Source organism: Alteromonas ulvae, assembly GCF_048987005.1.
Classification (GTDB): domain Bacteria; phylum Pseudomonadota; class Gammaproteobacteria; order Enterobacterales; family Alteromonadaceae; genus Alteromonas.
Window position 1 is genome coordinate 2012372 of record NZ_CP185261.1, and the last position, 16686, is coordinate 2029057.

Here is a 16686-nt window from a genome sequence, read left to right on the forward strand (position 1 = left end):
AGCAAAATGCATGAACGTAGCGGCAAATGTACAAGATAAACATATTTTAATTACGGGTGGAGGCTCTGGAATTGGGGCGGCATCTGCAAAAGTATTGTGCGAGCGAGGGGCACTGGTTGGGGTAGCAGATTTAAATCTAGACAATGCCAAAGCCCTGGCTGAAGCGCTTTGCCAGGCTGGCGGTAAAGCCTACGCAGTTGCAGTAGACGTAACTGACCCTGCGCAAGTTAAAGCCATGTTCGAAACGGCGTATTCACAGCACGAAAAAGTAGACGTGGTGATTAACAATGCAGGTATCGATCACTTTCCTGCGCCTCTCACCGAGGTAGACGATGCCATGTTTATGAAAAATATTCAGGTTAACCTCGCCGGCGTGTGGTATTGCATGAAAAATGCCCTTAAGCATATGACGGCAAACGGCGGCGGCCACATTATTAACATAGCCTCTGTTGCTGGCCTTCGCTCTGCGCCCATGATCAGCGCCTATAGCGCGTCGAAGCACGGTGTTATCGGCCTTACCAAGTCGGCCGCTGTAGAGTATGCCCGAGCAAACATTCGCATTAATGCAGTGTGCCCAAGCTTTGTTGATACTCCTATGGTACAAGGCGTTCTGTCTAAACTCGACGAACGCGGTCAGAAAGGCTTAGTGGGCGCAAATCCAATGAAGCGCTTGGGTAAACCAGAAGAAATTGCCAATGCTATTGCGTGGTTATGTAGCGATGAATCGTCGTTTATGACAGGCCAATCAGTCGTACTTGATGGCGGTATGCTAGCTTAAAGGCAAGACAGAAAAATACAGCAAAGAACACTGAATAAGGATTATAACCATGAAAAATTTATTCGATTTAACAGGAAAAGTAGCACTTGTAACAGGCGCAAGCCGTGGTATTGGCGAGTCTATTGCACGTTTGCTAGCTCAGTATGGCGCTCACGTTATTGTTTCAAGCCGCAAAATAGACGGTTGCGAAGCGGTAGCATCATCAATTCGCGATGCAGGCGGTAAAGCAACAGCATTGGCCTGTCATGTGGGCGAAATGGAGCAAATTACTGAAACATTTGCCACTATTAAGCAAGACTTCGGAAAGCTAGACATTTTGGTGAATAATGCGGCGGCAAACCCCTACTTCGGCCATATCCTAGACACCGACCTCGGCGCCTACAACAAAACCGTAGACGTTAACATTCGCGGCTATTTCTTCATGTCTATTGAAGCGGGCAAAATGATGAAACTGCAGGGCGGTGGCGTAATATTAAATACGGCCTCGGTGAATGGTGTAACACCGGGTGACATGCAGGGTATTTACTCTATTACTAAAGCAGCAGTAATAAGCATGACGAAGTCATTCGCGAAAGAATGCGGCAGCTTAAATATTCGCGTAAATGCATTATTACCTGGCTTAACCGATACGAAGTTTGCTTCTGCGCTGACGTCTAACGATCAAATTTTAAAGCATGCACTTAAAGTGATCCCGCTTGGCAGAGTGGCCGACCCTGATGAAATGGCTGGCACCGTGTTATACCTTGTTTCTGATGCGTCTAGCTACACCACAGGCACGACAGTGGTGGTTGATGGTGGTATGCTTGCGTAAGGATATAAATTACGAATAAGCGCTTAAAAAGCGTATTAAGGTGACACAATGCATATATGGGTAGACGCAGACGCGTGTCCCGGTGCAATTAAAGAAATCTTATTTAAGGCAGCCCGACGCACTGGGCTGCCTTTATCTTTAGTTGCCAATCATTCAATGTCGGTACCACTCGACAAGCACATCACACTCACCGTAGTTCCCTCAGGTTTTGATGCGGCAGATGACTATATTGTCGAAAAAATTGAAGCGGGTGATTTAGCGATTACCAACGATATTCCGCTGGCCGCAGATATACTGGCTAAAGGTGCGAGTGCGGTGAATACCCGTGGGGATGAATTTGATAAATCATCAATACGCGCAGCGCTAACAATGCGCGATTTTATGGATACCATGCGTTCTAGCGGTGAGCACACGGGCGGCCCAAAAGCGTTTTCTCAGCGCGATAAGCAAAACTTCGCCAACGCACTGGATAGACTGCTTATGCAGGGTATTAAAGCAGCAAAAAACTAATTTCGCTGCCCGTTATCACATCTATTGTGACTATCGGGAGGTGCTAAGCATACGCTTCGCGGTAAAGCTGCTCTAGTTCTTCAGACTTAGGCACTGTAGGGTTATTAGCCGGTGATCCGGAAGCCAGCGCTTGTTTCGCCATCAGCTCGATTATGTTGTCGTAGGGCGCTTTTTCGATGCCAAATGAAGACATTGTAGGAACGTCAAGCTCACGATTTAAATGGTGCAAAAAGTCGATCAGCTTTTCATGGGCATCTTCGTAAGAACCAGTGCTACTTGGCTGGCCAGTTAAGCCTAAGTGATGGGCAACCTCAGCATATTTAGATGGACTTCCCGATAGCGAATACGCGGTTACCAAAGGCAGAAGCATTGCGTTACTCATACCGTGGGGTACATGAAAGTGCACGCCAAGCGGTCTGCTCATACCATGTACCAATGCAACTGACGCGTTAGAGAATGCTAAGCCAGCCAAACTTGCGCCTAGCATCATGGCCTCTTTGGCTTTAATATCCTCAGGTTTTTTGCATGCAGCAATAAGGTGTGGGGCTATCAATCGCATGGCGGCAATGGCCTGTTGGTCGCTAAACGGGTTGGATTTTTTACTTACATAAGCTTCAATTGCGTGGGTAAGAGCATCTAACCCCGTATCTGCGGCTACCCGATAAGGTACTGACAGTGTAAGTTCATAGTCTAGTATGGCCGCTTTAGGCATTAACCCCGGGCCCATACACAGCATTTTCTCGGCAGATTGTGAGTCGCTGATCACAGTCACTCGCGTACACTCAGACCCTGTACCTGCTGTGGTTGGAATGGCGATAATCGGGATGCTTCGCTCTGAAACTACACGGGGTACTTTGTAGTCTCTCATGTGCCCGCCGTGGGTTGCCAAAAGTGCTATGGCCTTGGCGCTATCAATTGCGCTACCACCACCCAGTGCAATTAAGCCATCACACTGCTGCTGTTTTACTAAAGCTACCGCTCCATCGATAGACTTGTCGTCTGGCTCGGGCATTACGTCACTAAAAACCTGGATGTCGTTGGCATAAGCTGAAAGCGATGACGTTATACTTTCCACTTTGCCTAGAGTCACCATTATTGGGTCGGCAATAATACATGGCCGTTTTACACCCAAGGTAGCAAGTATATCCTTTAGCTGTGAAATAGCGCCTCCACCCACTTTCATAATGCTTGGCAAATGTATATCTACAGTCATGTGTGCTCACTCAAAAACGTTACATTTAATATGCTGTTAACAGTATCATAACATTGTGTGGCAGCACACTGACGACTTTGGTATTGACGTTAAAATGCGGATGCTTGGCATAAAAGCCCTTTGATGTAAGGGTAGTCAATGTCATCTACGCGCTTAAAATTAATATGTCGCCTATATTTTCCGTTTCCGCATAACATATTGCGTTCATCTACTAGTTGAGTGCCATGACTGAATGACAGCTGAACATGCGCCAAGTAAATAAAAACACCGCAAAACTGCCCCTCTTTTTCATCTGGCTTTAGCGTAAACAAAGTGCCGCCGTATTTACTCACTGTTTTACTATCCGGCACGCAAACATGAATAAATGCTTCAAGTTCATTGGCAAGTGAAACTAGATCTAACGCGCTATTGTTTTCCATTGAGTTACTCGTTTAGTTGATGGGCGTGTTTGGAAAACACTTTTCCTGTAGTTGCCCAAATTAAAACACCTACCCATGCAATAACAGAAAAGCCGGCAGGAATGCATGCTAGCACTATATATTTAAAGTGTTTTCTATTAAAAATAAGGGCTAGCATGGCTGGGAGAAACCACAATACAATTACGCCAAGAATGACAAACCCTATAAATGCGTAGTTGCCGCTTTCCAAAACTGTGTTGATATATTCCATTCTTTTTCTGCCCTTAAAATTAGCTCAAAGTTTATGACATAAGCTGTAAAATTCAGCTTTCAAACTAAGTAGTCTTTAACTTGAAGACTTTATTACACAGAAAAAAATTATTTGTTAGGGGAGGCGTGATGGACGCACGATGCGCAGGCAAACAGTCTTTTCCATTGACACCAACTCACAGTGAAACTGGCTTAAATGCTTAGCTAAAACATCGCCTCTTTTATCTTGAGGGTTTTTAAAGTGATTCTGAGTATTATTTTCTAACAATATGCCGCCGCATGCTTCACTGTAATAAATGGAGACTTTGCCCACACTGACTCTATTTAACGGGGTGTGGGTTTTAGGGCATTATGTGCCTTTGGAAATAGTTTATCAGGGCAGGACAAAGAAACTGAAAAGTCCTCCTTCGATATCGTACTTGTTCCAATGTATTGAAAAGAAGGTAAGCGTGTTCTAATAGTTCTTTCTAGGTGTGCAGCGCTTGCATTTGCAGTTGATGTGGCGCGCTGCGGAAGTTGTTAAAAGCGAGATATTCAATACTCAGATTTCTACTTACTCCTAATGCACATACGCTTGGAATCCTCCTATTTATCGATTATTGGCTATACGGCTTGCCTCTGTACTGCGTTTACGTTGTTTGAGTGAGACGTACCGAGTTTTATAAATGACTACCTATCGGCTGACACTATGACGCGGTTAAATGTGGTAAACAAAACAAAAGTTGCATAAACTGAATGTGGTTAAAAAGTAAACATGAAGAAAATGTGACTTGGCAGGCAGTAAGCTACGGAATATTAGTGCCAAGCGTTATAGATCAATGATGGAATTAGAGAACAGCTAATGTCGGGTAAAAAACAACCACACACCTCAGACGTCGAGACGATTTCAGGTTCTGGCGAAGCGTCAGAATTATCTACCCTTCGTCAAATTTTATTTGGTGCCGCCCAGGCAGATATTGACGAACGTCTCGCGGCTCTTGAACAAAAAATGTTGAAGCGTTTTGCGCAATCTGACGATACATCACGGCGCGAGCTTAAAGCGCTCAGTGATGAAATGCATAAAGGTATTGATGCAGTGTATCAGCAGGTTTCATCAGTCGACAAACAATACGATGATAAAACCAATGAAATTCAGAATTACGCCGAGCGTCTGGCATCGGAACTGGAACTGTCGGAAGCCAACCAAAAACAAGAGCACGACGAACTGCAACAGCGACTGGATAGTGCAGTGCAGGCACTCACTGAAAAATATGACGCTCGCTTTGCTCAGGCCCTCGAGAAGCTTGAACAAGTCACGTATGAACTTAGCTCCAGTAAAACCGATCGCAAAACGCTGGCCAGGCTTCTTGCCACAATGGCGATAAATCTCGAAACTGATGAACAATAACGTTCCGTCTGATGGCTAGCAACCCAACCCACACCACACCCGCTGACGACGACCACCCAATGGACGAGTTAAGAAAGATTATATTGGGGGAGAGTGGTGAACATATAACAACCGTAATGCGGGCGAATGCGCGTGAAGTAGTTAGCGATGTACTGGTAGAGGCTATTCATGACCGCCAGGCTACAGATGATCGATTCAACCAGGTGTTAACGCCATTAGTAAGCAAGTCGGTAGAGACTGCAGTCAAGCGCAACAGCGAAGAGTTCGTTAGTTATATTTATCCACTAGTGGGGCGCTTAGTACGCAAATCGGTAACGGCTTTTCTAAGAGAGTTTCTTGATAAAACCAATGAGTTGCTGGAAAACAGCCTGACCCTCAAAGGGCTAGTATGGCGCTATAAGGCATGGCACTCAGGCATTAGCTTTTCGGAATATGTGATTAGCCAAACTTTTGCTTATCGGGTTGAGCAAATTTTACTGATCCACAGTGAGACGGGCATTTTGCTGAATTCCGTGGCCCTTGATTCTGGCGCAACCGATAGTGATCTTATGTCGGCGATGTTGACTGCAATCAACGACTTTGTGACGGATTCGTTCCAACAACCGGATCTTCACGACGAGAATGCACAACACCTCGAGGTCATAAAAACCGCGGGGCTAACCCTTGTTATTAAGCGCGGGCCGAAGTTATTGTTAGTTGCAACGGTAAAGGGAAGTATTCCCCAAGCCCTATCCAACAAATTTGAACAAATTAATGAGTCTGTTCATCATTTATTTTCCAATGAGATTACTCATTTTAGCGGTGACGTAGCGTCATTTGAGTCAACGTCGCAATTGTTGCGTGAAGGCCTGATAGCGCAACAGCGAGGTGAGGCCAGCAAACATAACAAAAAGCCGTATTTGGCCATCATATTGCTGGTATTAGTTGCTGGGCTCTTGTTAGCGTGGGCGATTAACTCTTATCAGCACAATGAGTTTCTAGATCGTATCAGGACGTTAGATAAAGAGCCGGGTATTATTGTTCACGAAATAAAAAAAACGGGTTGGCGGGCAATCAACCTGTCGGTATTGCGTGACCCCAATGCCACGTCCATAGTTTCGTGGCTTAAAGCCAAAGGCATCGACACGCAGTTAGTCAACGTGACTGAAAAACCCTATTTATCGCTGGAGGATGAATTGGTACTAAGCCGGATCCGCAGGGTTACTGAGCGTTATTCGGGCATCTCAATTATGGATGACGACTACCGTCTAGCTCTTAGAGGGAGCTTAAGTCAGGTCAATCGCTTGGCATTGAGTAGGGAATTACTTGCGGTGCCAGGCGTGCCAGATATCAATACGCTTCTTGCCGGTGTCAATACGACGATGGAGCAGGGTCTTCGCGATGATAGCCCTGAAGTTTTAAAAGCGATGTTCGACAGTAATGCTGCCAAAATTAATCGCACCGAGATTCAGTTTGAGCCGGGTGAGAGTGCGTTGACAGAGTCGGTCAGAGTACAATTAGACACTCTCGCTGGCCAGATAAAAGCAGCGATTCAACTATCCCAGCAACTTAAGATCAATATCGGAATAATCATTATGGGAGCGAGTGATTCCTCTGGTTCAGCAGTTTTTAATCAGAAGTTGAGCAAACAGCGGGCTGACTCTGTACGTGAATACTTAGCAAGACGGAGCGTTGAACCTGCTTTTTTACATGCCATTGGACTAGGGGTGATAGAAATGAAGTCATCCGGAGCAGGTATTCGCAAAGTTATTTTTAGTGTAATTGAAATTGATAGTGAGCAAACACAGGGACAGCAGGATCAATGATACAAAAAAAAATTTGTTTGCTGGGCGCTTCAGGTGTAGGTAAAACAAGTTTAATCAGACAATATATTGAAGGCATTTTTTCTGAAAAATACTTGACCTCTATTGGCGTAAAGATCGATAAAAAGCTGGTGCAACTGGACCATGAATTGGTTCAGCTTTTGATTTGGGATTTAGAAGGTATAGACCGTTACTGCGGTTTTCAGCCCCGCTATCTTCGTGGGACAGCTGCGTGCGCTGTCGTCGTAGATCAAACTCGGCCACAAAGCCTGACCGATGGTATAAATATCTTAAAAAAGATACGTAAGGTGACGCCAGCCCCCACGATATTAGTCATCAATAAGACCGATTTGATACCCAGTTGGCAAGCGAGCGAGCAGAAGTTTGAAATCGAATCCAGTGATTTTACCGGTGTTTTCAACACCAGCGCCAAGACAGGTTTTCAGGTAGAAGAAATGTTTGCGTTTATCGCTCAACAATCGGTGCAATAGCTGCTATGCAGAATTCATTATTTCAAGCGCTCGGGATTGTCGACTGCGCCATACTAAAGCGCTTAGCGCAGAAGCGCTTTTCAATAGAATATTCCAACGACGACTGGCTGATTAAGTTACTGCCCGAAGCAGCGGGTACCGACGAGTTCACCTTTAGGGGGGACTGTGCATTTTTAGACGATTTTCTTATGGATGCCGAGGAGCTATGGCAGTCGGGCAGCGACCAAAAGTTAATGTCTGGACTGTGGAGTGAACAATATGATGAAGGGCAACTGCGACTTGAGGCAACTGCCGCTGTTTTTAACGGAAATGCGTTTTTGGTCATCCATAACCTAGAGTCGGAATATCAACGTAAACAGCAAACCCTGCAAAGCGCCCGCGAATCACTCATTTTCAGTGATAAGCAAGTTGCTGAATACGACTATATTCACGACCGGCTAGAGCAGACTTTACTGCATAATCAGGATTTAAAGGCTGGCAACGATTCGTTTTCTCAGACCATTGAAGAGGCCAGCTTTGGCGTGGTGATTGCGAGCCCTGAGTTAATGGCCATAACTGAAAATGCCCATGCATACTGCTTGTTTGAACTCGATCCTAACGAAAAAGATAGACAAGACGTTGCAACGCCGCTGGATATTATACTGTTGCTGTTCAGGCAGCAATGTGCCGAACATGAGCGGATCATAAATACTCAGTCCCGCTGGGGCGGTGAATTATTTTGGTATAAAGCGCCCTTTATCAGTAAGTGGCTTCATCTGGCACTATATCCGATAAAGGATAAGGACAAAAAGGTGCGAAATTGGGTGTTCAATGTCAGTGATATTACCCGTATTAAGTACCTAGTTGAACGAAATGAAAAACTGGTTTTGTCTGATACGGTCACCGGTTTAGCCAATCGTCAGAGTTTTTGGCAGAGTCTGGAAAGGCTGATTAATAACGGACAGCCTTTTTTCGTGTTATATCTTGATATCCGTGATTTTAAACAAATCAATGAATTATACGGTCATCAGCGCGGGGATAGGGTTCTGAGAGATTTGGCCGCCCGTTTGCGTCGCGTGGTTCACTCGGATCATATGTGTGCCAGAATTGGCGGCAATGAGTTTGGCGTGATTTTTAATGGCAGCTACGACCAACCAACGTGCACTACTTTTGCCCAGCTATTGATTGATGCATTGGAAATGCCGCTTTACACAGAAACTGACGCTAAAGTGCAGGTATTGCTGGGAATTGGAGCAGCACATTTTCCATCTGATGCTTCGAATGCCGAGGACTTGATGAAATTCGCGGATTTAGCAATGTTCGATGCTAAGCGTGATAATAAAAATAACATTCGATTTTATTCTAAAGCGCTAAAAGACGCGTCATTACGTCGAATAGAATTACAGCACTCGCTACGTAATGCGATTGAAAATCAACAGTTTGAATTGTACTTGCAGCCGATTGTGAATCTGCATTCTGGTGTCATAACCAAAGCTGAGGCGTTGATTAGGTGGCGTCTGGCGGATGGCTCTCTGATCAGTCCCGATCAGTTTATTCCACTGGCCGAGCAGACAGGGTTAATAGTACCGATTGGTAAATGGGTTATTCATCGCGCTGCAGAAATGTTCAAAACCATTCAAGCAATTAATCCGGCGTTAAAAATTTCGGTCAATCTATCCCCACGTCAAATCGCCGATCGCTACTTGTTTGACTTTGTAGCCGAGGTTCTGCATTCCAGCGGTATGCCGCCGCAAAACTTTGAGTTGGAATTAACTGAAGGGGTGCTAATTGACAGCTTTGAAAAAGCGGAACGCCTGCTGAACCGGGTCCGTGAACTTGGGATGTCAACGTCTATCGATGACTTTGGCACCGGTTACAGTTCGCTTAGTTATTTACAGAAATTGCCAATTGATAACCTTAAGATTGATCGCTCGTTTGTACATGATGTTGATACCAATGACAGTGCTCGCGCACTGGTATTGGCGATTATTGGTATGGCACGAAGCCTTAAGTTAGATGTGATTGCCGAAGGTGTTGAAAATCAGCAGCAAGTCGATTTTTTGTTGGCGAATCAATGCGATACCGCTCAGGGTTACTTATTTAGCAAGCCGTTACCCTTTGATGACTTCTGCGAACTATTGAAAAGTAAAGTCGGTTAATACGACTATAGCGTTTCGCTTAGCTTGCGGGCACAATTTCCAGACAACCTACTCAAAAGTGGACTGGGCCTTAGTTATCTTGCTGATATTGGACTGTGCTCGTGTTAACAGAATATTTAAGTGCCATTTTCTGCAAAACAGTGTTAGCAATCGAAGAGGGCGTGGCGTTCTAACATCGTTTTTTAATTGTGCAGCTGCTCAAGTTGTGTTTTACATGTTGTGTACCCAAGCTCGATAATGTCGTTGATATGATCGAACTTAAGCGTACTGAAATGCCTGATTTCAGGTGGGTTGATGTACAGGTCACACAGTTGCATATCATCGCGTACTGTATTGTGTATCGCAATCCGAAAGCAGCGCTCCATAATTGCTGTCAGTGATTCAAGCTTAGCCGAGGTGTCGATATAGTTGGCATGAGACCCGATTAGTGTCACACAGTTATCGCGAATCGCGGCGGCAGGCATATTTCTGGATAGGCCTCCATCGACGTATTGCATGCCATTGATTTCAACCGGAACAAAGGCAACCGGAATACAAGTTGAGGCCATGACGGCATCAATTAGATTACCGTCAGACCACATTGTGTTTTCACCAGTATTTAAGTTTGTTGTAGACACATGAAGTGGGATCAAAAGCTTATCGAACGTTTCAGGGATAAGCTCTGTAAGCAACTTTCTAATCGGACCGTGCGATGAAATACCCAGTCTGGGCAGTTGTGGTACAAATAATCTGGCTTTGGTGCTATTATTGGCAATTTTAATGAGTTCCTCTGGTGAGTAGCCGGTTGCAATAAGAGCACCAATTAACGCTCCCATACTTGAGCCTGCAATAATCTCCGGCTTTATGCCCCTTTCCAGCATCGCTTTGTACACGCCAATATGCGCGAAGCCCCGGACTCCCCCTCCACTTAAGGCCATGCCAAAAAGTGCTTTACTCTTATCCCGTGTCACCACATCCATAAACTTTACTTGCCATTAATCGCTGGTTTAACAAAATGTTTATGTAGTGTACCCGTATCCAAGCACATTGCATAATATATGAAAGGTATACAACTTTTCTATGAGAATTATTCGGCCACAAAGGTATCAGCAAAGGCTGCGCTACTATTTAGTAAATGATCAATCGAGATTTTATCAGCGTTTGGTTGTTTAAAACCTAAATCAAAAGAAACCAGCAGCTCGCTCAGTGTAAATCTTCCTACCTCTACCTGAAGCAATATTAATACCTTGGTAAAGTATTTCATGATAACACCAAGGTTAAAGCGCATTGCATAAGTCATTTGATTGAGTTTTTTAGGTACGTTTATAAACATCAGAGCGATGCCCGACCTTTATCACCTGAACCACAAGCTCGTTTTCTCGGATTTCATAAATGATTCTATAAAGACCTTGCCGGAAACGATACAAGTCTTGTCCACTAAGCTTAATTGCTCCATCTCTTCGGGGGTTTTCAGCTAATAAATGAATTTTGGCGAGGATGTTCTTAACGTCCGATTTGGGAATTGCCTTAAAATCTTTTGTTACTGACTTCTTGAAAGTGACGCTATATTTTTCCATCAGCTTCCAAACTGTTTAGTAAGTCCTCATAGGAAATTTCGGGCTCTTTGGCCCTTAGTCTTACCGCAGCCAAGTCTTCTTGATCTTCTCTCATAAGAAGTCTCACTGCTTCATCAATCAGTTCTGATATTGAGGTATTTGATGATGCTGCCCGCAGTTTCAGAGCATTATGAATTGCTGGCTCGAAATAGACGGTTGATCGTTTTGATAAAGTACTCATGAATAAGTCCCCACTTAAGTAACGTTAAAACATTATAGCGTTAAAATGTTAGTTGGACTAATTTTCACTCAAAAGTACTTAACTTCCAAATAGGGCGCGCAAACACGTGTGCAATAATGGCGAAGCCTCGCATCTGTTGCGTCTCAGCGAACGAAGTGAGTGTGTTTATTGGGCTAGAACTGAGTTTTTACAGCGCAATACCCTTTTGCTTGAGCATAATTTTTAGCATCAGGAATATAGAAATCTAGTTGAACCATTCTAGTTATTTCTACCCTTTCTTTATTTTTACTGGTGGGTTTCCAAGCCCATTTCTTGACCGCGGCAACAGATGGAGCAATAAACGCATCTGTTGGATAAGCTTCGATTAATTCTGCGTTTACAGTCTTACCGTCACTATTGATAGATATTTTGAAGCGGGAGCACCCAGCAACTTTGTCTTTAGCGATTGATACTGGATATTTAGGCGTTACTAATTTTGCGGGTATCCAATATTCTTCCGCCGCTACTTTGCTAGAAGTGAAGTCTAAGGTTTCTGAAGTGCTTAAAGTAGGTGCTTCATAGGTCGCACATGATGCTAAAAATATTGTAGCGGTAGTCGAAAAAAGTAATCGTTTCATATTCATCCTTGTAAGGTCTAACGCCTGAATTTGGCAGCACAAACGGGTAGGCTACAATGAGAAACAGAGCCAGTGTGTTTGTGTCCCCAACATTTGATTGTTAGGTGCGCTCACGCCAAGACCCCATTTAGCAGCATACTAGGCATAAAAAAGTAAAAAGCCAATAAGCCCGAACTTGTAAATAGAAGTGCGACGGCACAAAAAGAAGCTTGAACGAAGAAGGCGCAAGGTTTAGCAGATGCACTATGCCTAAAAGCTACTACTGAGGTTTGTAAGCATTCTTTAATTGCTTGGTATTGTGTTGAGAACCAAGAAATGATGGGAGTTAGGCTAGCAAAAACGAGAGCAAATGCGACTTCCACACCGCCTAATTGAACTAAGAAGGCTATCTTTGGCAAAACTGCCGCCGCAACAACCATTGCGATGCCGATAACTGCTCGCTGTAAATTAGTTAATTCATTCCATGATTTCATGATTTTTCCTTTTAGCACCCAACACCGTATTAACCGACGGAGTGATTTTGGCGGCTGTTTAGCTGCCTCTTTGATATCTTCTTCTGCTTCCGGCCTGATAGATAAAATAAATCTCATTAGCCAGTGATTCTGCTCTTAACGTCACTCCAACTGGAACCAAAGTCTTGGTCAGCTTCGAAGGATTTTATTCTATCGTTAAGAAGCTCAGCTTGCTCTTTTGATAATTCAATAGAATCTTGTTCAGCAGCTACTGAGTCCCAAATCCTCTGGGCGAGTTCAACTTTTTCTATAGCTGAGAGGTTCTCTATTTTCACAGCAGGTCTCCTAATATATCTAGTGCTACAAGTATAATTGTTCATTAGACAAAAGGCATTTCGATTTCGTTGAAGCAGCTAACGCTAAGCTAACGTGTTTAGCGCTTTGTTAGCTGCCTGTGCGTTCTAAAGACTGCGATTGCTCCAGTCTCTCAGCCAACCAAACCTTAATTATAGATTGGCGAGTAACGCCAACCCGACCGGCTTCTCTATCCAAGGAATCGATCATCCATTCCGGAATGTCTACGTTAATCCTTTTTTGTTTTTGCATTGGGCGTTTTGCCTTGGATAAATCTAAGTGCTGAAGAATTTCATCTCCACTCTCAAATTTTTCCTCGAAACTTTTAGCTTTCATATATTGCCACCTCTGACTTTCTGGCGTGTCGTACAGAAATAATTCGAATGTTTTTATTCCTATAAGTAATCACTGCTGTCCAGTGTTTGCCACCTGTAAGACCAATAATGATATATCTAGGTTCATCTTCTGTTTTTGCTGGGATCTCCAAAAGCATTGGATCATTCCAAAGCTTTTGGGCTTCAACAAAGTCGATTCCATGTTTGGCTAAATTAGAATCACTTTTATTCTGGTCAAATTCGAAATTCTGCATGAGTAAAAATTATACCTTTTTAACTCATTCTGCAAGGGGTGAAATTGAGGGACAGCTAACCTTTAAATAAGGGGCGCAGACGTGTGGGCTACAATCGAGCGGAGCGAGTCAGCCCACGTGTTTGTGTCCCAGCCCGTGCAGCAGGCGAACTTGATTTTTTTGTTAGGCGGCATCCAGATCTATTGGCTGCACGTTATCCAAGTTGATGTTCTGCTTCGCCTGCCATAGCTCGTAATTGTCTTGCATGCTAAGCCAGCTTTCAGGGCTTCGCCCTAATACCTTTGATAGCCTTAATGCCATTTCTGGCGTTACTGCACTTTTTCCCTTAACGACACGATTTAGTGTAGAAGCTGCAACACCAAGATGAGTCGCAAGTGATCTGCAACTTATGCCGTGTGGTTCCATGTAAATGGACTCAATAAATTCCCCAGGATGTGGTGGGTTATGCATATTCATTAGTGATAATCCTCGTAATTTAAGATGTAAGCATTACCATCCGTGAACTCGAAAGTAACTCTCCAATTGCCGTTGACTGATATCGACCAAATATTTGACCTTTCTCCTTTCAGTTGGTGGAGAGAAAAGCCAGGTAAATTGATGTCATCTATATCTTGCGCGGTGTGGATAGCAGCTAACTGCATGCGAAGTTTTTTCGCGTGCTTAGTCTGTATGCCTGAAGTTTTCCCTTTCTCGAAAAACAGCTTCAGACCCTTATGTTTAAATGACTTAATCATGGAATGAGTGTAGCGCATTGCGCAACGCGGTGCAACTTAACGCCTAACACCTCGTTAAGAGGCAAAAAATTGTTGGCTAAAATTAGCGACGAAGGAGCAAAAGCCAACTGTTTTTTGTCCTTTTAAACGACTTGTGTACGCCCAGCATGGGCATGAACTAATGAGCGGGAGGCCGCCCCGGATAAAAGTCCTCTGTAGGAAGGTCACCATCCTTAGCGATCAATATTGCTATTAGATGATAACTACTAGCGAATGGCAAGGGCAAATCCGCGAGGATTTGTCTGGAGGAAGCCGCTAGCAAATCTGCGAGCTGATGAACAAGAACATCATATGAGGCGTAGGCTGAAGGTGAGTTGGCAGGGCCGGCCCCGCGAAGCGCTTTGGGTCCAAGACAACGAAACCATGTGACTTAACGGCCACCGTAAATGATGCAGCAGTGCAGGGACAGTGCATGCTCTTATCTGCGGTGGGACTGGCCTTCCAGAGATCTGCTTAACAAGCGATCGGTAAATAACCAGTCAGGCTCTGGTATATAAGTGCCTTGGCTTTTCAGCCTCATCAACTGGAAAGACCGAATACGATGAAAACCGACAGCGTCAATAGAGGCAACTTTGTTGATGATTAAGCAGAAGACCGAAAATGCTCCCGGCATTTTTCGGCATTCACTCCATCCATGGAGATTTCAGCAGACGGCATAGTAGCCAAACGCCCATCGTGATGGTTGGGACACGGTGAAGTCGGGGGCCGACCCGTCACAAACCTAAAGGTCAGTGAGGAGCCTGTGCAGCTCAACGTCTTCATGCCCGACCGGGCTTAGGAGCGTTGGCGCAAAATCAGAAACCAGCATTGGGATAAGTTGGAGCTAATCGGCCAGCTTATTTTGAAAACTTTTGGGAAACGCCCTGTGCGGGGCCGTCCGGGCCGACGCTTCGGTGCAGGGTGTTGTGGGGCTGGAGGTTAAAGACCTCCGGCTACCTGATTATACATTACCTTTGGCCTTAATAATGGCTGCTTGGTGTATTGGTTTTATCGGCAGCTTTTTAAATGGACTAATATTAGAGCCACCTGTATTGCCCGCTGGTACTAAGCCAATCGCTGTTTTAGTTGCGGCACCCAATATACGTATAATCTGGCCGAACCCTTCCTTGACGTCACGTTGACGAATAGCCCAAAGAAACATAAGGAAGTGCACCTTAACATGCCACCAAGTAGACTCTTGCCCCAAGACATGCGCATTTTCTAAGTGATGAAAAGATTCTGTAGGGTTATCGGTAATTTCCAATTTCTTAGCTAATGCTATTTCAGCTTCAACATCCGCGGCAATGTTTATAGAGAACTTGCTAATCATATTACTAACCTATCCTTGACGTATAACTTTAAGCTAAGGGGCAATTACGCAATGCGATAATCGCGAAGCGGCATTGCGTAATTGTCCCAGCAGCCCGCCCCGCGGGCTGCGACTTAAGCGTTTTGTTATAAGCCGACCGCCGCCTTACTTGCCCAAAGTGTTCTTACAAACTCTATTGTAATGAATGTGTAAGTTGTTGAAGTGGCAATAAATATCCACTTCGAAAGGTTCAGTTCTTGAAATTTTTTCCATGCATGAACCACATTTAACGAAAATAGACTAAAGCCAATTAATACTATATATATACCAATGACAGCTAAGTACCAATCAATGGTTTCAGCAAATCCACTCCTTGCTGTAACAACGCCAGTTGAAATAACAACCGACGCCAACACATAGTTTCTGACATTGTCAAATACGCCTTTAACAAGCTCGTCTCTTAAATCTCTCATATTTTCCCCTAATGTAAAAAAGTAAAATTACAATATGGGGTGAAAAAACCACTGTTCAAGTATACAGTGTTCGAATTCGGCTTATAGCTAAGCTTTGGGGCGCAGGCACGGGGCTATAATCGCGAAGCGGCCCCGTGTTTGCGTCCCAGCGAACGAAGTGAGTGACAATAGCGTTTTGTTATACGCAATGATACTACCAACCATTGGTGATATATGATGCAAGGTCGAAAAGTGCATCTACCTTGTCGCTCCGTCTATGCCAGTTGTCATGTTTGTGAGGCAGTCCTTTTATCTCACTTCTCTCGTGTTCCTTCATCAATTCGTGACGAAGGATTGCCCGATCCTTTTCGTTGAGCATCAGAGACTGCAACTTTTCAAGTTCGCCAGTATCCAGCCATATTGCACCGCACCCTGGACATTCATCTATTTCAACTGCATGTAAAGGACTATAGTAACGTCTTAGCATTATTGTGTCCGGGCACACAGGGCACCTTACTCTCTGCTTAAGATCAGCTATTTCATTATGGAATTGACTTAAATAGTTCGCTAAAGCTTTTCCTCGCTTA

Annotated in this window: 24 protein-coding genes; 7 read left to right on the top strand and 17 right to left on the bottom strand. The window is 44.3% G+C overall.

Features of this window, described 5'->3' with window-relative positions; translation table 11 throughout:
- Window positions 1–10: 10 nt before the first annotated feature.
- Genes ACOJR9_RS08770 through ACOJR9_RS08780 form a run of 3 tightly spaced genes read left to right on the top strand, consistent with a single transcriptional unit; the run spans window position 11 to window position 2099 of the window.
- Window positions 11–778 carry an SDR family NAD(P)-dependent oxidoreductase gene (locus tag ACOJR9_RS08770; RefSeq protein ID WP_420935891.1) on the top strand — a complete coding sequence of 256 codons (768 nt, stop codon included), beginning with the start codon at window positions 11–13 and terminating at the stop codon, window positions 776–778.
- A gap of 49 nt (window positions 779–827) precedes the next feature.
- Window positions 828–1589: an SDR family oxidoreductase gene (locus ACOJR9_RS08775; RefSeq protein ID WP_420935892.1), complete on the top strand. Its 762-nt coding sequence runs from the start codon at window positions 828–830 to the stop codon at window positions 1587–1589.
- Between the two features lie 48 nt (window positions 1590–1637).
- The gene (locus tag ACOJR9_RS08780) at window positions 1638–2099 is read left to right on the top strand and encodes a YaiI/YqxD family protein (protein WP_420935893.1); all 462 of its coding nucleotides are present in this window, start codon (window positions 1638–1640) and stop codon (window positions 2097–2099) included.
- 43 nt (window positions 2100–2142) lie between these two features.
- Here ACOJR9_RS08780 and ACOJR9_RS08785 read toward each other — a convergent pair whose 3' ends face one another.
- From ACOJR9_RS08785 to ACOJR9_RS08795, 3 genes are all read right to left on the bottom strand, one after another.
- Window positions 2143–3312: an iron-containing alcohol dehydrogenase gene (locus ACOJR9_RS08785; RefSeq protein WP_420935894.1), complete on the bottom strand. Its 1170-nt coding sequence runs from the start codon at window positions 3310–3312 to the stop codon at window positions 2143–2145.
- 89 nt (window positions 3313–3401) lie between these two features.
- On the bottom strand, window positions 3402–3731 hold the full coding sequence (locus tag ACOJR9_RS08790; protein WP_420935895.1) for a DUF1801 domain-containing protein: 330 nt from the start codon (window positions 3729–3731) through the stop codon (window positions 3402–3404).
- Window positions 3732–3735: 4 nt separating this feature from the next.
- Window positions 3736–3981, bottom strand: coding sequence for a superinfection immunity protein (locus ACOJR9_RS08795; protein ID WP_420935896.1), 246 nt, complete (start codon window positions 3979–3981; stop codon window positions 3736–3738).
- A gap of 840 nt (window positions 3982–4821) precedes the next feature.
- Here ACOJR9_RS08795 and ACOJR9_RS08800 point away from each other — a divergent pair.
- The 4 genes from ACOJR9_RS08800 to ACOJR9_RS08815 are packed head-to-tail and all read left to right on the top strand — an operon-like array spanning window position 4822 to window position 9798.
- Window positions 4822–5367 (top strand): hypothetical protein, encoded by a 546-nt coding sequence (locus ACOJR9_RS08800; protein ID WP_420935897.1) that lies wholly within the window; start codon window positions 4822–4824, stop codon window positions 5365–5367.
- A gap of 11 nt (window positions 5368–5378) precedes the next feature.
- Window positions 5379–7172, top strand: a complete 1794-nt coding sequence (locus tag ACOJR9_RS08805) for an OmpA family protein (RefSeq protein WP_420935898.1) — start codon at window positions 5379–5381, stop codon at window positions 7170–7172.
- Window positions 7169–7660 (top strand): Rab family GTPase, encoded by a 492-nt coding sequence (locus ACOJR9_RS08810; protein WP_420935899.1) that lies wholly within the window; start codon window positions 7169–7171, stop codon window positions 7658–7660. The genes ACOJR9_RS08805 and ACOJR9_RS08810 overlap by 4 nt, the downstream gene beginning before the upstream one ends.
- 5 nt (window positions 7661–7665) lie before the next feature.
- Window positions 7666–9798: a putative bifunctional diguanylate cyclase/phosphodiesterase gene (locus ACOJR9_RS08815; RefSeq protein WP_420935900.1), complete on the top strand. Its 2133-nt coding sequence runs from the start codon at window positions 7666–7668 to the stop codon at window positions 9796–9798.
- A gap of 182 nt (window positions 9799–9980) precedes the next feature.
- Here the strand turns inward: ACOJR9_RS08815 and ACOJR9_RS08820 are convergent, their stop codons facing one another.
- The 14 genes from ACOJR9_RS08820 to ACOJR9_RS08885 all read right to left on the bottom strand — a co-directional run bounded on the left by ACOJR9_RS08820 (window position 9981) and on the right by ACOJR9_RS08885 (window position 16586).
- Window positions 9981–10757: a patatin-like phospholipase family protein gene (locus tag ACOJR9_RS08820; protein ID WP_420935901.1), complete on the bottom strand. Its 777-nt coding sequence runs from the start codon at window positions 10755–10757 to the stop codon at window positions 9981–9983.
- 107 nt (window positions 10758–10864) lie between these two features.
- Window positions 10865–11110, bottom strand: a complete 246-nt coding sequence (locus ACOJR9_RS08825) for a hypothetical protein (RefSeq protein WP_420935902.1) — start codon at window positions 11108–11110, stop codon at window positions 10865–10867.
- Window positions 11091–11354 (bottom strand): type II toxin-antitoxin system RelE family toxin, encoded by a 264-nt coding sequence (locus tag ACOJR9_RS08830; RefSeq protein ID WP_420935903.1) that lies wholly within the window; start codon window positions 11352–11354, stop codon window positions 11091–11093. Before ACOJR9_RS08830 ends, ACOJR9_RS08825 begins: the two co-directional genes overlap by 20 nt.
- Complete coding sequence (locus tag ACOJR9_RS08835; protein ID WP_420935904.1) at window positions 11341–11574, bottom strand: ribbon-helix-helix domain-containing protein; 234 nt, start codon at window positions 11572–11574, stop codon at window positions 11341–11343. The genes ACOJR9_RS08830 and ACOJR9_RS08835 overlap by 14 nt, the downstream gene beginning before the upstream one ends.
- A 173-nt stretch (window positions 11575–11747) precedes the next feature.
- Window positions 11748–12191, bottom strand: a complete 444-nt coding sequence (locus ACOJR9_RS08840; protein ID WP_420935905.1) for an energy transducer TonB — start codon at window positions 12189–12191, stop codon at window positions 11748–11750.
- A 110-nt stretch (window positions 12192–12301) separates the two neighbouring features.
- A complete protein-coding gene (locus ACOJR9_RS08845; protein ID WP_420935906.1) occupies window positions 12302–12781 on the bottom strand; it encodes a hypothetical protein in 480 nt (159 codons plus the stop codon).
- Window positions 12781–12978, bottom strand: a complete 198-nt coding sequence (locus ACOJR9_RS08850; protein WP_420935907.1) for an addiction module protein — start codon at window positions 12976–12978, stop codon at window positions 12781–12783. Before ACOJR9_RS08850 ends, ACOJR9_RS08845 begins: the two co-directional genes overlap by 1 nt.
- Before the next feature lie 109 nt (window positions 12979–13087).
- Window positions 13088–13333 (bottom strand): type II toxin-antitoxin system BrnA family antitoxin, encoded by a 246-nt coding sequence (brnA, locus tag ACOJR9_RS08855; RefSeq protein WP_420935908.1) that lies wholly within the window; start codon window positions 13331–13333, stop codon window positions 13088–13090.
- Window positions 13323–13586, bottom strand: a complete 264-nt coding sequence (locus tag ACOJR9_RS08860) for a BrnT family toxin (protein WP_420935909.1) — start codon at window positions 13584–13586, stop codon at window positions 13323–13325. The genes brnA and ACOJR9_RS08860 overlap by 11 nt, the downstream gene beginning before the upstream one ends.
- Window positions 13587–13748: 162 nt before the next feature.
- A complete protein-coding gene (locus ACOJR9_RS08865; protein ID WP_420935910.1) occupies window positions 13749–14042 on the bottom strand; it encodes a HigA family addiction module antitoxin in 294 nt (97 codons plus the stop codon).
- Complete coding sequence (locus ACOJR9_RS08870) at window positions 14042–14320, bottom strand: type II toxin-antitoxin system RelE/ParE family toxin (RefSeq protein WP_012517116.1); 279 nt, start codon at window positions 14318–14320, stop codon at window positions 14042–14044. Before ACOJR9_RS08870 ends, ACOJR9_RS08865 begins: the two co-directional genes overlap by 1 nt.
- A gap of 979 nt (window positions 14321–15299) precedes the next feature.
- The gene (locus ACOJR9_RS08875; RefSeq protein WP_420935911.1) at window positions 15300–15668 is read right to left on the bottom strand and encodes a DUF3703 domain-containing protein; all 369 of its coding nucleotides are present in this window, start codon (window positions 15666–15668) and stop codon (window positions 15300–15302) included.
- Between the two features lie 125 nt (window positions 15669–15793).
- Window positions 15794–16120: a hypothetical protein gene (locus ACOJR9_RS08880; protein ID WP_420935912.1), complete on the bottom strand. Its 327-nt coding sequence runs from the start codon at window positions 16118–16120 to the stop codon at window positions 15794–15796.
- Between the two features lie 193 nt (window positions 16121–16313).
- Window positions 16314–16586, bottom strand: a complete 273-nt coding sequence (locus ACOJR9_RS08885) for a zf-TFIIB domain-containing protein (RefSeq protein WP_420935913.1) — start codon at window positions 16584–16586, stop codon at window positions 16314–16316.
- Window positions 16587–16686: the final 100 nt, after the last annotated feature.

Excerpts from the sequence above, each read along its gene's own strand:
- ACOJR9_RS08770 (WP_420935891.1), top strand. The coding sequence starts at position 11 with ATGAACGTAGCGGCAAATGTACAAGATAAACATATTTTAATTACGGGT.
- ACOJR9_RS08775 (WP_420935892.1), top strand. The coding sequence starts at position 828 with ATGAAAAATTTATTCGATTTAACAGGAAAAGTAGCACTTGTAACAGGC.
- ACOJR9_RS08780 (WP_420935893.1), top strand. The coding sequence starts at position 1,638 with ATGCATATATGGGTAGACGCAGACGCGTGTCCCGGTGCAATTAAAGAA.
- ACOJR9_RS08785 (WP_420935894.1), bottom strand. The coding sequence starts at position 3,312 with ATGACTGTAGATATACATTTGCCAAGCATTATGAAAGTGGGTGGAGGC.
- ACOJR9_RS08790 (WP_420935895.1), bottom strand. The coding sequence starts at position 3,731 with ATGGAAAACAATAGCGCGTTAGATCTAGTTTCACTTGCCAATGAACTT.
- ACOJR9_RS08795 (WP_420935896.1), bottom strand. The coding sequence starts at position 3,981 with ATGGAATATATCAACACAGTTTTGGAAAGCGGCAACTACGCATTTATA.
- ACOJR9_RS08800 (WP_420935897.1), top strand. The coding sequence starts at position 4,822 with ATGTCGGGTAAAAAACAACCACACACCTCAGACGTCGAGACGATTTCA.
- ACOJR9_RS08805 (WP_420935898.1), top strand. The coding sequence starts at position 5,379 with ATGGCTAGCAACCCAACCCACACCACACCCGCTGACGACGACCACCCA.
- ACOJR9_RS08810 (WP_420935899.1), top strand. The coding sequence starts at position 7,169 with ATGATACAAAAAAAAATTTGTTTGCTGGGCGCTTCAGGTGTAGGTAAA.
- ACOJR9_RS08815 (WP_420935900.1), top strand. The coding sequence starts at position 7,666 with ATGCAGAATTCATTATTTCAAGCGCTCGGGATTGTCGACTGCGCCATA.
- ACOJR9_RS08820 (WP_420935901.1), bottom strand. The coding sequence starts at position 10,757 with ATGGATGTGGTGACACGGGATAAGAGTAAAGCACTTTTTGGCATGGCC.
- ACOJR9_RS08825 (WP_420935902.1), bottom strand. The coding sequence starts at position 11,110 with ATGTTTATAAACGTACCTAAAAAACTCAATCAAATGACTTATGCAATG.
- ACOJR9_RS08830 (WP_420935903.1), bottom strand. The coding sequence starts at position 11,354 with ATGGAAAAATATAGCGTCACTTTCAAGAAGTCAGTAACAAAAGATTTT.
- ACOJR9_RS08835 (WP_420935904.1), bottom strand. The coding sequence starts at position 11,574 with ATGAGTACTTTATCAAAACGATCAACCGTCTATTTCGAGCCAGCAATT.
- ACOJR9_RS08840 (WP_420935905.1), bottom strand. The coding sequence starts at position 12,191 with ATGAAACGATTACTTTTTTCGACTACCGCTACAATATTTTTAGCATCA.
- ACOJR9_RS08845 (WP_420935906.1), bottom strand. The coding sequence starts at position 12,781 with ATGAGATTTATTTTATCTATCAGGCCGGAAGCAGAAGAAGATATCAAA.
- brnA (WP_420935908.1), bottom strand. The coding sequence starts at position 13,333 with ATGAAAGCTAAAAGTTTCGAGGAAAAATTTGAGAGTGGAGATGAAATT.
- ACOJR9_RS08860 (WP_420935909.1), bottom strand. The coding sequence starts at position 13,586 with ATGCAGAATTTCGAATTTGACCAGAATAAAAGTGATTCTAATTTAGCC.
- ACOJR9_RS08865 (WP_420935910.1), bottom strand. The coding sequence starts at position 14,042 with ATGAATATGCATAACCCACCACATCCTGGGGAATTTATTGAGTCCATT.
- ACOJR9_RS08870 (WP_012517116.1), bottom strand. The coding sequence starts at position 14,320 with ATGATTAAGTCATTTAAACATAAGGGTCTGAAGCTGTTTTTCGAGAAA.
- ACOJR9_RS08875 (WP_420935911.1), bottom strand. The coding sequence starts at position 15,668 with ATGATTAGCAAGTTCTCTATAAACATTGCCGCGGATGTTGAAGCTGAA.
- ACOJR9_RS08880 (WP_420935912.1), bottom strand. The coding sequence starts at position 16,120 with ATGAGAGATTTAAGAGACGAGCTTGTTAAAGGCGTATTTGACAATGTC.
- ACOJR9_RS08885 (WP_420935913.1), bottom strand. The coding sequence starts at position 16,586 with ATGCTAAGACGTTACTATAGTCCTTTACATGCAGTTGAAATAGATGAA.